We start from the raw sequence: 12494 nt of genomic DNA, 5'->3' as shown, positions 1-12494 counted from the left end.
TGATCGTTTGATTTCATGGTGACGCCGCGCTGGATGCGCGGCTCGATGCAACAACCCCTGATCGGAGCGGATGCCGACAGGACAACCCAAGCGGGCCCAGAGTGGCCCCGGAAGTACTCATGACCGAAAGTTTTGCGCAACTGTTCGAAGAAAGCCTGGCCTCCCAGCGGATCAAGCCAGGCGCCATCCTCACTGGCCGGGTGGTGGAAGTCGGGCCCGACGTGGTGCTCGTCAACGCTGGGCTCAAGAGCGAGGCCGTGATCCCGGTCGAGCAATTCAAGAACGACCGTGGCGAGATTGAAGTCAGCGTCGGCGACGACGTTGAAGTCGCCCTCGACAGCGTCGAGGACGGCACTGGCGAAACGCGCCTGTCGCGCGAAAAGGCCAAGCGTGCTCGCACCTGGTCGCGTCTCGAACAGGCGTTCGAGAAGCAGGAGATCGTCAAGGGCGTCATCAATGGCCGCGTCAAGGGCGGCTTCACCGTCGAGATCGACTTCGTCCGCGCGTTCCTGCCGGGCTCGCTGGTCGATGTGCGTCCGGTGCGCGATCCCTCCTACCTCGAAGGCAAGACCCTCGAATTCAAGGTCATCAAGCTGGACCAGAAGCGCAACAACGTCGTGGTCTCGCGCCGCGCCGTGGTCGAGCAGGAGTACAGCGCCGAGCGTTCCGAGCTGCTGGAGAAGCTGCAGGAGGGCGCGGTGGTCAAGGGCACGGTCAAGAACCTCACCGATTACGGTGCGTTCGTCGACCTCGGCGGCATCGACGGCCTGCTGCACATCACCGACATGGCGTGGAAGCGCGTCAAGCATCCGTCGGAAGTCGTCACCGTGGGTGACGAGATCGACGTGCGCATCCTGAAGTTCGACCGCGAGCGTCAGCGCGTCAGCCTCGGCATCAAGCAGCTGGGCAACGACCCGTGGCAGAACATCGCCCGTCGTTACCCGACCGGCTCGCGCCTGTTCGGCAAGGTCACCAACATCGCCGACTACGGCTGCTTCGTGGAAATCGAAGAGGGCGTGGAAGGTCTGGTGCACGTGTCCGAAATGGACTGGACCAACAAGAACGTGAATCCCTCCAAGGTCGTGCACATCGGCCAGGAAGTGGAAGTCATGGTGCTGGACATCGACGAGGAGCGTCGTCGTATCAGCCTCGGCATCAAGCAGTGCCAGTCGAACCCGTGGAAGGACTTCGGCGACAACTTCAACCGCGGCGACAAGGTCAGCGGCCAGATCAAGTCGATCACCGACTTCGGCATCTTCATCGGCCTGTCGGGCGGCATCGACGGCCTGGTGCACCTCTCCGACATCTCCTGGGACATCCCGGGCGAAGAGGCGGTGCGCAACTACCAGAAGGGCCAGCAGGTCGAAGCCATGGTGCTGTCGATCGATCCGGAGCGCGAGCGCATTTCGCTGGGCATCAAGCAGCTGGCGAAGGATCCGTTCTCGACCTGGATCGCCGAGCATCCCAAGGGCACCATCGTCAAGGGCACCGTCCGCGAGGTCGATGCCAAGGGTGCCATCATCGATCTGGGCGGCGGCGTGGAAGGCCACCTGCGTGCCTCCGAGCTGTCGCGCGATCGCGTGGAAGATGCCCGCACGGTGCTGAAGGTCGACCAGGAAGTGGAAGCCCGCTTCACCAACGTCGATCGCAAGAGCCGCACCATCGCCCTGTCGATCAAGGCGAAGGAGATCCACGAGGAAGCCGAGGTGGTCTCGAACTACCGCACCAGCGAGACCTCGGCCGGCACCAGCCTGGGCGATCTGCTGAAGGAGCACATCGGAGGCCAGGACAATTAACCTGTGCCCACATGATTGTGGCGTGACGATCAGCGGCGCGGGGGTGGCTCTGGCCACCTCCGTGCCTGTCACGACAGGTTTGTCCGTACTTGTCACGGCAGCTTTGGTGGAAGAACAACAACGGGCCCGAGCATGACCAAATCGGAACTCATCGAGCTCATTGCAGCCAAGCAAAAACATCTGCCGGCCAAGGACGTGGAGCTGGCAGTGAAGCAGGTGCTGGAGATCATGAGCGACGCCCTGGCGCAGGGCGGTCGCATCGAGATCCGTGGCTTCGGCAGCTTTTCCCTGCATTTCCGGCCGCCGCGCCAGGGGCGCAATCCCAAGACTGGCGAGACCGTGGCGCTGTCCGGCAAGTACGTGCCGCACTTCAAGCCCGGCAAGGATCTGCGCGAGCGCGTCAACGAAGGCGCCGGCAGTCCGATCCGAGATTAAAGTGGCTGGCGGTTGGCGGTTAGTGGTTGGTCAGAGCGGCGCTCGCCTCTTAAACTAACCACCAACCGCTAACCGCCAACCGCTTCCCATGTCCCGCGTGGTTTTCTATTTTTCAGCGGCACTCGCCGCGCTGGTCGCGCTGCTGGTCAGCGCCATGAACTTGAATCGTGTCGAAGTGGAACTGGCGTTCCTGCGCATCGCGACGCCGCTGGGGCTGGCGCTGGTCGTGGCGTTCGTGGCCGGCCTGGTCGCGGGGCTGATCTGGCGCGTGTACTGGGTGGCCGAGTTGCTCAATGAGCGCGGCCGGTTGCGACGCGCATTGCGGCTGGCGGAGCAGAAGGCACGCGATGCGGCCGCCGCGGCGGGGGAAAATGCCGGCTGACTCGCCGTCGCTTCTGCTGATCGCTGCGCTGTTCATCGCCGCAGCCGCCGGCTGGCTGTTCGGCCGCTATCGTTCCGGTGCCGGCGCGTCGCAATCCAATCCCACTGCCAACCGGCTTTCCGAAGAATACTTTCGTGGCCTGAGTTTCCTGCTCGATGAAGAGCCGGACAAGGCGCTCGAAGTGTTCCTGCGGATGGTCGATGTCGACAACGACACCGTCGAAACTCACTTCGCGCTGGGCAACCTGTATCGCCGGCGCGGTGAAGTGGAGCGCGCCATTCGCGTTCACGAAAACATCATGGCGCGCCCGTCGCTGCGCGACGAGCATCGCGTGCATGCGATGTTTGCTCTGGGTGAAGATTACTTTCGCGCCGGCCTGTTCGATCGCGCCGAACGTTTGTTTCTACAACTCGCCGCTGGCGGCAGCCGTCATGTGCCAGCGCTGCGCTACCTGTTGCGCATCTACGAGCAGCAGCGCGACTGGGAACAAGCGATCGCCACGCATCGGCGCCTGGTCGCGGTCGCTTCCCCGGAGCATCCAACGGCAATCGCGCACTATCACTGCGAGCTGGCGGAGCAGATGCGTGCGAAAGGCGACTTCGAAGGCGCCCGGCAGCAACTGCACCTGGCGCGCGACGTGCAACGTAACTTTCCTCGCGGCGCTCTGATTCGAGCCGACATTGCGCTCGACATGAATCAACCGGAGCTGGCCGCTTTGTTATGCCAGCGAACGGTCGAGTTGCATCCGAAACTTCTGACGCTGGCACTGCCTCGCGTGATGCGTGCCATGCGCGACACTGATGCGCGCGCTATAGAGCGGCGTTTCCAGTCATGGATGCGGCCGGATCCGGTGGCTCGCGCCGAGCTGGCGTATGCCGCCATCGTGGCGGGTCTCGAGCGGGAACCGTTCGTGCGCGAGTGTTTGCCCGACCTGCTGCGTGAGGACTCGACGCTCGGCGAGATCGTCAGCGCGACCAGCGGCGATCCGGCACAACTGAGCCCCGAACAACGCACTGCGCTGGCGACGGCGCTGGGACGAGTCCTGCGGCGCACGCAGCGCTATCGCTGCGTGGATTGCGGTTTCGCCAGCGCGGCGCATTTCTGGCAATGCCCCGGTTGTCGCAGCTGGGATGCATTCGCCCCGGTGGCGTTGCTGGATCTCACCCCGGGCATGCAGCGCCGCTAGCACACTCCGCGGCCCAAGAAAAGACGAGTTTCCGGGTGAATCGCCCGGATATCGCGCATTCCGCACCACGTCTGTCGATCGACAATCTCCCGCGACAGATGGACCGAGACAGATTCCAGCTGTCAGTGCTCAGGTCTCGATCATTCGTCTGGATCGTTCAATTGGAATATTCAAGGAGAGAATCATGTCGAACAATCGTTCCCTCAGCGGTGCGCCAGGCAGGGTGCGTTACGCAGTGCAACTATTGATCTGCAGTCTGCTGCCGGCGACGGTCTGGGCCGGTCCGGTGGACATCAACAGTGCCGACGCCGCTACCATCGCCAGGGAGTTGCAGGGCATCGGGCTCAGCAAGGCACAGGACATCGTTGCCTATCGCGAACAGAACGGCGCCTTCAAGAGCGTCGAGGATCTGCGCAAGATCAAGGGCATCGGTGCCAAAACCCTGGAACGAAACCGCGCCAACATCCGTATGGATTCCGCGACCGTCGATTCCCGTAAAGGCAGTTGACAGCCACGCCAGCGCAGCCCGGTCACTCGGAAGTCACCAGTGACCGGGCACTGGGCCGCGCCTTCGTGCCCCTGGATGTCAGCGCCCTGCGATATCATCGCGTCGCGCCCTTTACACTTCAGTGGAGATCAGCAGTGGCGAACGTAGCGACGACAGAGATCCGGACGGCAGTATTTCCGGTGGCCGGGCGCGGCACCCGATTCTTGCCAGCCACCAAGGCCAGCCCCAAAGAGATGTTGCCGATCGTCGACAAGCCGCTGATCCAGTATGCCGCCGAAGAGGCGCTCGCGGCCGGCGCGCGCAAGCTGGTATTCATCACTGGCAGCTCCAAGCGCGCCATCGAAGATCACTTCGATACCGATCACGAATTGGAAGAGGCGCTCGAGTCGCAGGGCAAGACCGAGTTGCTCAAAGCGCTCAAGGACATCGTGCCTTCGTGGGCCAGCTGCATCTATATTCGTCAGCCATCGCCGTTGGGCCTCGGCCATGCCGTGTTGTGCGCCAAGCCGGTGGTGGGTGATGAGCCTTTCTTCGTGCATCTCGCCGACGACTTGATAGATGCAGCCACGCCGTGCTTGCGACAGATGGCGCAAGTGTATGCGGAGCGTGGCGGCAGCGTGCTTGGTGTAGAGACCGTGCCTCGCAGCGAAACGGACAAGTACGGCATCGTCGCAACCGAAGAGCGCGAAGGGCGCGTCAGCCTGGTCAAGCAGATCGTCGAGAAGCCGCGTCCGCAGAACGCGCCGTCGACGCTCGCCGTGGTGGGACGCTACCTGCTGTCGCCGACGATCTTCGCCAAGCTCGAGAACACCGGCCGCGGTGCCGGCGGTGAAATCCAGCTCACCGATGCGATCGCCGACCTGTTGGGCGAAGAACCGGTGTATGCCTATGAGTTCGAAGGCAAGCGGTACGACTGCGGCAGCAAGCTCGGCTACCTGCAGGCCACCGTGGAATACGGTTTGAAGCACGACAGCCTCGGCACCAAGTTCCACGATTATTTGCGCAATCTCGCCGCCACGACGCTCGCACAAAAGAACTGATCGTCAACTGTTCCCACTAGTCTTTCGAGAACCTTCATGTCAGCCAATTCAGACTTGCACCACCGGCGCAACGCCGCGCTCACCAAGGGCATGTCCACCATGCTGCCCGTCTATATCGAGAAGGGGCAGAACGCCGAGTTGTGGGATGCGGAAGGCCGCCGCTTCATCGACTTTGCCGGCGGTATCGCGGTGTTGAACACCGGCCACCTGCATCCGCATGTGAAAGCTGCGGTGATGAAGCAGTTGGACACGGGCTTCACGCATACATGCGTGATGATCACTCCGTATCGCGTGGCGGTGGAGCTGGCTGAAAAGTTGAATGCGCTGGTTCCAGGCCCGACGCCGAAGAAGACCATGTTGGTGACGACGGGCGCGGAAGCGGTGGAAAACGCGATCAAGATCGCGCGTGCTCACACTGGCCGTTCCGCGGTCATCGCCTTTGGCGGCGGCTTCCACGGCCGCACGTACATGGCGATGGCTCTCACCGGCAAAGTGTCGCCGTACAAGGTGGGCTTCGGTCCGTTCCCGGGGGACGTTTATCACGTGCCGTTTCCGATGACGTATCACGGCGTGAGCAGCGAAGACAGTCTCGAAGCGATTGACCAGCTTTTCAAATGCGACGTCGAGCCCTCGCGCGTTGCCGCCATCATCATCGAACCGGTGTTGGGCGAAGGCGGTTTCTACGCGGCACCCCCCGAGTTTCTCAAGGCGCTGCGCGCGCTCTGTGACAAGCACGGCATCGTGCTCATCGTCGATGAAATCCAGACCGGCTTTGCACGCACCGGCAAGATGTTCGCGGTCGAGCACTACGGCGTGGAGCCGGATCTGATGACCATGGCGAAGAGCCTGGCGGGTGGCTTCCCGCTTGCGGCCGTGGTGGGCAAACAGCACATCATGGACGCGCCGATCCCCGGCGGTCTCGGCGGCACCTACGCCGGCTCGGCGGTGAGCTGCGCGGCCGCGCTCGCTGTCATTGAAGTGATGGAAAAAGAGAAGTTGCCCGCGCGGGCGGTGAAGGTTGGCGAGGTTCTCACGCAGCGGCTGCGCAAGCTGCAGGTCGAGCTCACCTGCATCGGTGAAGTGCGTGGCTTGGGCGCGATGGTCGCGATGGAGTTGGTGCGCAATCGCGACGCCAATTCGCCCGATGCAGACCTCGCCAAGGCGCTGGTCCAGCGCTCGGCGGCCAACGGCCTGGTACTGCTCTCTTGCGGCGTTTACGGCAACGTCATTCGTCTGCTGGTGCCGCTCACCGCGTCCGATGCCCTCATTGGCGAGGGCCTGGACATCATCGAGAAATCACTCCGCGAAGTACTTGCCGCGACGGCGCCGGTGGCCGCGACCGGCTGAGCTCGGCAACGGCTTGCGGCGGCGGGGACCGGACAGGACCAGCGGCAACAGGCCGAGCACCAGCAACCACCAGTCGAAGCTGCCGCCACCACCCCCGCCCCCGCCCGTGCCGATGGGCGTCGAGGCGGGCGGTGTCTGTGGCTCCGGCGGTGTGCTGGTGACCATCGCGAAATCGGTGTCATCGGTCCCGCCGGCAGCGTCCGTCACCGTGAGCCGCAGCGTGAAGCGGCTGTTTCCAGAAACCTGCAACGTCGTCGATGCCGCCGCGGCGTCGACGATGCTCGGCGTGGCACCCGTCACGTTGACCACGCTCCACTGATAGGAAGTGATGGGCCGGCTGGCGGCGGCCGTGGTGTCGTATGCACCGAAGCTGGTGCTGCCGCTGATATCCACGGCGGTATTCGGCTCGATCGTGCCGCTTGCCTGCACGATACCGAAGGGCTTCATCGCCGCACTCACGGCGGCGAACGTGTCGAGCATGCCGGCACCACAAGTCACGGTGGTGCAAATGCATTCCTGACCTTGCACGAAGGTGGTCGGCACACGGCAGATGTTCGTGGTCGTGGTGCTCGAAGTGGGGAAAGGCGCGGCCGTTTCCTGCAACAGAGCTGTGAACTGCGACGGCGTGAGCCGTGGATTCACCGAATGCATCAAGGCCGCGGCTCCGGCGACCAGCGGCGCGGAGAAGCTGGTCCCGTAATTCGGCCGGTTGACCGGGTCGCTGTAGGTGCTCGCTTGCGGCGCTGTCGTGCCCGAATCGATGGCTACCGATATGGCGAACACGCAAGGCGAATCGGTGCTGAAAGGTGGGCCGGCGTTTACGCAGTTGCCGGCAGGCGCGGCAATGTCCGCGCCAGTGCCGAGATTGCTGTAACCGACTTTCGTGCCCACGTGGCGAATGCCACTGACACCCAGCACGCCATTGCAATTCGCGGGCGTGCCGACCGGGATGCCGTCGTTGCCGACGGACGCCACGATCAACGATCCCTGGGCAATGATTTCGTTTACCGTGCTCTGATAGGCGGCGCTGCAAGCGCCGTCGCCGCCCAGGCTCATGTTGATGATCTTGGCGGGCGTGGGATTGGCCGGTGCGCCGTCGACCGGCAGGCCGGCGGCCCAGCGCATGCCATCGATGATGTCGGAGTCGAAGCCACCGCATTTGCCCAGCACTCGCACCGGCAGGATGCGCGTGGCCCAGCCGGCACCGACCAGATCGTTACCGTCGTTGGCCGCTGCACCGATCAGGCTGGCAACGCGCGTGCCGTGCCAGGAGCTCGGGCTGGTGTCGCAGTTTCTGAAGACCTCACTGGAGCGATCGGCGGAGTCGATCCAATCGCCGGGATCGCTGGCGTCGGCATCCGGCCCGTCAGCGTCGTTGGCTATCAGCGGGTCGGTGATGAAGTCATAGCCGGGCAGCAGCTTGCTAGTGAGATCCGGATGGTTGTAGCGCACGCCGGTGTCGAGCACCGCCACCACGGTCGAAGCGCTGCCAGTGGTGAGATCCCAGGCCTGGTCGGTGCGGGTCGCCGCCGGCTGCACGCTCAGGAAATACCATTGATCCATGGCCAGCGCATCGGTCGGGATCTGCTGGATCTGGCGGCGCCTGTCGGCGACGGCGTACTCCACATCGGGATCGGCGTTGAGCCGGTCCAGCACGGCCTGCAATTCGCCGCCGCTCATGCGGCGCTCGAGCTTGAATACATCCGTGTTGGGGCTGCCGCTGCGGCGTTTGTGCTGGATGCCCAATCCCGAGCGGACGGACAGCTTGCCGGCCTTTTGAGCCGCCGGCGCCGCGAGCGTCGTTTTCGCGCCGCTGCGCCACTTCACGATGATCTGATCGGTATCCGCCGGGGCGCGCGAGCGTAGCGGTCCCTGGGATTCCTGTGCCTGGCCGAGTGCCGGGATGGCGATCAGCGCGGCGAGGACGGCGACGAACATCTTCATTGGCAGTTCCTTGAAGCCTGGCGGAAGTCTACGTCGCTGCCGAGACGAACGTAAGCCGCGTGGGCTGACGTCCACCGGAGGCGACCGGACGCATCGTTGGTACGCCGATGAGAGCAGGCAGTCCGTGTACCGGGGATGAATATTTCCGTGGCCATGGCCGGCCCGGCGCATCCACTTGGGGCCGGGGCACGAAACGCCCTGGAGTCACACACTGGGTTCGGTCGCATCAGCTCGCTCATCACCGCACTTGCGAGGCGGCGCTCTGGTTCATCCATTCGCTGGAGCAAACATCCTGGATTCCGTGACGTAGCGCACAGGGGACACCTTGCGGGCGCCACGACGGGGTGGTTAGCATCAGTCGCGAATTTAACAATACTCGGCAATAAGAAATTCGGGATGGCAGCGGGTCGCAAGCAGCAGGGAGGAGCAAGTGCTGGCGCATTTGTTTCTGCATGTACCAAATCGCAATCATCGGCGCTGGCCCGGCGGGCCTGAGCGCAGCGGCACGCGCCGCCGCGCGTGATCGACAGGCAAGGCGCAGCAGCCCCAGCTACATCCTGCTCGAAGGTTTCAGCGCGCACGCCAAGACCATCCAGCGCTACCAGAAGGGCAAGCATGTGATGGCCGAGCCCGGCTTCCTGGATCTGCGCAGCGATCTGGGATTCGCCGCCGGCAGCCGCGAGAAGATTCTGTCGGCCTGGAGCGACGGTCTGCGCCAGCTCAATGTAAACATCCGGCACCAGGCCGAGGTCCGCAAGATCAGCGGCAACAAGGGCGCGTTCGCCATCCAGCTCGCCAGCGGCGAAACCATCCAGGCCGCGCGCGTGGTGCTGGCCATCGGCCTCGAAGGCAATCCACGCAAGCTCGGCGTGCCGGGCGAGGACCTGGAGCGCGTTCAATATCAGCTCGACGATCCCAAGGAATTCACCAACGAAACCATTCTGGTGGTGGGCGCGGGCGATTCGGCCATCGAAAACGCGCTGGCGCTGGCCGAGCAGAACGACGTCTGGATCTTGAATCGCGGCAAGGAATTCAGCCGCGCCAAGGACGCCAACCTCAACGCCGTGGTGGCGGCCATTACCGATCCGCGACGGCGTTTGAATTGTCATTACGAAACCAGCATCAAGAGCGTCACCCAGTCAGACGGCGCGATGCCGCTGACCGTGGTGATGCAGACACCGGCGGGTGAAAAGACCATCCAGTGCCATCGCATCATCGCGCGCCTGGGCGCGATTCCGCCGCGCAAGTTCGTCGAGTCCATCGGAATCGAGTTTCCCAACGAGCGCGCCGACGCCATCCCGGCGTTGTCGCGTCATTACGAAAGCAATGTCCCGGGTGTATACATCATCGGCTCGCTGGCCGGCTTCCCGCTGATCAAGCAGGCCATGAACCAGGGCTACGACGTGGTCGAATTCATCAACGGCAACGACGTGAAGCCCGCCGATCATCCGTTGCTGGAGTATCAGTTCTTCGGCCTGCCGTTCGAGCGCTCGGTGGACGAGATCGTCGAACGCTTCCAGACCCTGATCCCGATGTTTCGCGAGATGAACGCGCTGGCGTTCCGCGAGCTGGTGATTGAAAGCGATCTGATGGTCGCGTTCCCGCCCGGCGCCGAGTTCGACGACGCGCGCCGGCGCATGGCCGTGTTGGAGAAGCGGCTGGCCACGAAAGATCCGCGGCCGCGCATGACTCGCGTCATCCGCGAAGGCGAGACGATCTACCAGCCGGGCGAGTTCGGCACGTCGTTCTTCACCATCGTCGATGGCGAAGTGCTGCTCGAAGCCAGCGGCCCGCAAAAGCTGCGCACGCGCCTGGGACGCGGCGAGTTCTTCGGCGAGATGAGCTTGCTGTCGGGCCGCCCGCGCCTGGAAAAAGCCATCGCCGGTCCTGGCTGCATCCTGGTGGAAACGCCGCGCCGGACCATGTTGAAGCTGATGAACTCCAACGAGGAGGTTCGCAGCGGTATCGATTGGATTTTCATCGTGCGCGAGCTGCAGCGGCACTTCGCGCCATACGCCTCGCTGCGCGAACTGCGCAATATCGCGACTCGTGTGACGTTGCGGAAGCTCAAGGCCGGCGAAGTCCTCTTCACTGAAGGCGAGATGGGTGACTCGCTGTTCGTGCTGCGCTCCGGCGCGATCACGTTGTTACGTCGCCGGGCCGGCGAGGACACGCCGGTGTCGCAGGTTCGCTCGGGACAGCTCATCGGCGAGATGGCGCTGATGGGTGACCCGGTGCGCCGCGAAACCGCCACGGCCAACGTGGCCGCCGAGCTGATCGAGATCAAGCGCAGGGAATTCCTGGAGCTGACGCGTCGTGACGATGCCCGCTTGGATCCCTTGCAGAAGGACGTGAGCCGGCGCGTCGTCGACAACGCGCGTATGCAGGTGCGCCCCGAGGCGGGCACCTTGATGAACTTCCTCATGGAGGAGGGACTGGGCGAAGCCACCAACGTGCTGGTCATCGACGAAGCCTTGTGCGTCGGTTGTGACAACTGCGAAAAGGCCTGCGCCGAAACGCATGAGGGCGTGTCGCGCCTGGATCGCGAGGCCGGTGCGACTTTCGCCAACATTCACATTCCGATTTCCTGCCGTCATTGCGAGCAGCCTCACTGCATGAAGGACTGTCCGCCCAACGCGCTACGCAGGTCGGAGAGCGGCGAGGTCTACATCAACGAAACCTGCATCGGCTGCGGCAACTGCGAGGCGAACTGTCCTTACGGTGTCATTCGCATGGTGTACGACGCACCGAAGAAGCCGGGCCTGATTTCCTGGATGATCTTCGCTCGTGGCAGTGGACCGGGCGAACAGCCCGATTACAAGCCGGCCGCGAGCGCCAAGGAAAAGGGCAAGAAAGCGACCAAGTGCGATGCCTGCGTCGGCATCAAGGGCGGGCCTGCCTGTGTGCGCGCCTGTCCGACCGGCGCCGCGATTCGCATCGGGCCCGAGCAGTTCATCGATCTGGTCGAGGAGAGCAAGCGGTGATCCATCGCAATCTCCTCATGTATCGAGGCGCGCGCTACCTGTGGTGGTCGCTGGCGCTCATCGTGTTTGCATGCGTGTTGTATGTCACGCAGGGGGATTCGCAACCGCCGAACGGGGGCACGTGGCAAGGCTACGTGCTCGGCACGATCGGGGCGCTGTTGATCGCGTGGCTGACCATGCTCGGCATTCGCAAACGCCGTTATCACTCGACCGTGGGTACCGTGCAGGGCTGGACGTCGGCGCACGTCTATTTGGGGTCGACGCTAATCGTCGTCGCCACTTTGCATTCGGGCGTCCAGATCGGCTGGAATCTGCACACGCTCGCCTACGTGCTGATGTGCGTGGTGATCCTGAGCGGCTTCTTCGGTCTGTATACCTATATGAGCTATCCGCAGCTCATCTCGAAGAACCGCGAAGGCGGGGCGCGGGCGGAGTTGTTCGCCGAATTGTTCGAGCTCGATCGCAGCGCGCGATCGATCGCGAGCCGCTGCGCTCCAGACATCGCAATCGCCGTCGATAGCAGCATCGAACGCACGACGCTGGGCGGCGGCATCTACTCGCAACTGTTCGCCCGCGACGATTCGCATTTCATTCGCGGCGAGGGCAAGCCAGTCCCCAACACCGATCAGCAGCCGGTCGTGGATTTCGTCGGTGCCCGCTTGCCGCGAGCCGCGAAGGGTGCCGAAGCGGCCAACTTGCAGCAGTTGATCGTGCTGTTGTGTCGCAGGCAGGCGGTGCTGCGACGAATTCGCCGCGACATTCGCTTGTACGGCTGGCTGAAGATCTGGCTGTACTTCCATGTGCCGGTCACCATCGCGCTGCTCGTGGCGCTGGTGCTGCACATCATCGTCACCTTCTTCTACTGGTAGTGC

General features: G+C 63.6%; 10 protein-coding genes. 9 read left to right on the top strand and 1 reads right to left on the bottom strand.

Annotated features, from left to right (window positions below; translation table 11 throughout):
• Positions 1-119: 119 nt before the first annotated feature.
• The 7 genes from rpsA to gabT all read left to right on the top strand — a co-directional run bounded on the left by rpsA (position 120) and on the right by gabT (position 6694).
• Complete coding sequence (gene rpsA, locus VGE08_RS22710; RefSeq protein WP_331070212.1) at positions 120-1796, top strand: 30S ribosomal protein S1; 1677 nt, start codon at positions 120-122, stop codon at positions 1794-1796.
• 132 nt (positions 1797-1928) lie between these two features.
• The gene (locus VGE08_RS22705) at positions 1929-2231 is read left to right on the top strand and encodes an integration host factor subunit beta (protein ID WP_116810269.1); all 303 of its coding nucleotides are present in this window, start codon (positions 1929-1931) and stop codon (positions 2229-2231) included.
• Positions 2232-2319: 88 nt separating this feature from the next.
• The gene (locus tag VGE08_RS22700; RefSeq protein WP_331070211.1) at positions 2320-2613 is read left to right on the top strand and encodes a hypothetical protein; all 294 of its coding nucleotides are present in this window, start codon (positions 2320-2322) and stop codon (positions 2611-2613) included.
• Positions 2603-3799, top strand: a complete 1197-nt coding sequence (locus VGE08_RS22695) for a tetratricopeptide repeat protein (RefSeq protein WP_331070210.1) — start codon at positions 2603-2605, stop codon at positions 3797-3799. The genes VGE08_RS22700 and VGE08_RS22695 overlap by 11 nt, the downstream gene beginning before the upstream one ends.
• A 184-nt stretch (positions 3800-3983) precedes the next feature.
• Complete coding sequence (locus VGE08_RS22690) at positions 3984-4307, top strand: ComEA family DNA-binding protein (protein WP_331070209.1); 324 nt, start codon at positions 3984-3986, stop codon at positions 4305-4307.
• Positions 4308-4441: 134 nt separating this feature from the next.
• Positions 4442-5347 carry a UTP--glucose-1-phosphate uridylyltransferase GalU gene (galU, locus tag VGE08_RS22685; RefSeq protein ID WP_331070208.1) on the top strand — a complete coding sequence of 302 codons (906 nt, stop codon included), beginning with the start codon at positions 4442-4444 and terminating at the stop codon, positions 5345-5347.
• Positions 5348-5383: 36 nt separating this feature from the next.
• Positions 5384-6694: a 4-aminobutyrate--2-oxoglutarate transaminase gene (gene gabT / locus VGE08_RS22680; RefSeq protein ID WP_331070207.1), complete on the top strand. Its 1311-nt coding sequence runs from the start codon at positions 5384-5386 to the stop codon at positions 6692-6694.
• Here the strand turns inward: gabT and VGE08_RS22675 are convergent.
• The gene (locus VGE08_RS22675) at positions 6644-8638 is read right to left on the bottom strand and encodes a S8 family peptidase (RefSeq protein WP_331070206.1); all 1995 of its coding nucleotides are present in this window, start codon (positions 8636-8638) and stop codon (positions 6644-6646) included. The two genes, gabT and VGE08_RS22675, sit on opposite strands and share 51 nt — an antisense overlap.
• Before the next feature lie 452 nt (positions 8639-9090).
• Here VGE08_RS22675 and VGE08_RS22670 point away from each other — a divergent pair, with 452 nt between their 5' ends.
• Together VGE08_RS22670 and VGE08_RS22665 are read left to right on the top strand one after the other, a co-directional pair.
• Positions 9091-11622 (top strand): cyclic nucleotide-binding domain-containing protein, encoded by a 2532-nt coding sequence (locus VGE08_RS22670; RefSeq protein ID WP_331070205.1) that lies wholly within the window; start codon positions 9091-9093, stop codon positions 11620-11622.
• Positions 11619-12491, top strand: a complete 873-nt coding sequence (locus VGE08_RS22665; RefSeq protein ID WP_331070204.1) for a hypothetical protein — start codon at positions 11619-11621, stop codon at positions 12489-12491. The genes VGE08_RS22670 and VGE08_RS22665 overlap by 4 nt, the downstream gene beginning before the upstream one ends.
• Positions 12492-12494 lie beyond the last annotated feature (3 nt).

It is taken from the genome of Steroidobacter sp. (assembly GCF_036406195.1).
Lineage (GTDB): Bacteria > Pseudomonadota > Gammaproteobacteria > Steroidobacterales > Steroidobacteraceae > Steroidobacter.
Note: the sequence above shows the minus strand (reverse complement) of the source record. Positions and strands in the feature narration are given on the sequence as shown.

Coding starts and splice junctions, on each gene's coding strand:
- VGE08_RS22695 (WP_331070210.1), top strand. CDS start 2,603: ATGCCGGCTGACTCGCCGTCGCTTCTGCTGATCGCTGCGCTGTTCATC.
- VGE08_RS22690 (WP_331070209.1), top strand. CDS start 3,984: ATGTCGAACAATCGTTCCCTCAGCGGTGCGCCAGGCAGGGTGCGTTAC.
- VGE08_RS22670 (WP_331070205.1), top strand. CDS start 9,091: ATGTACCAAATCGCAATCATCGGCGCTGGCCCGGCGGGCCTGAGCGCA.
- VGE08_RS22700 (WP_331070211.1), top strand. CDS start 2,320: ATGTCCCGCGTGGTTTTCTATTTTTCAGCGGCACTCGCCGCGCTGGTC.
- rpsA (WP_331070212.1), top strand. CDS start 120: ATGACCGAAAGTTTTGCGCAACTGTTCGAAGAAAGCCTGGCCTCCCAG.
- gabT (WP_331070207.1), top strand. CDS start 5,384: ATGTCAGCCAATTCAGACTTGCACCACCGGCGCAACGCCGCGCTCACC.
- VGE08_RS22705 (WP_116810269.1), top strand. CDS start 1,929: ATGACCAAATCGGAACTCATCGAGCTCATTGCAGCCAAGCAAAAACAT.
- VGE08_RS22675 (WP_331070206.1), bottom strand. CDS start 8,638: ATGAAGATGTTCGTCGCCGTCCTCGCCGCGCTGATCGCCATCCCGGCA.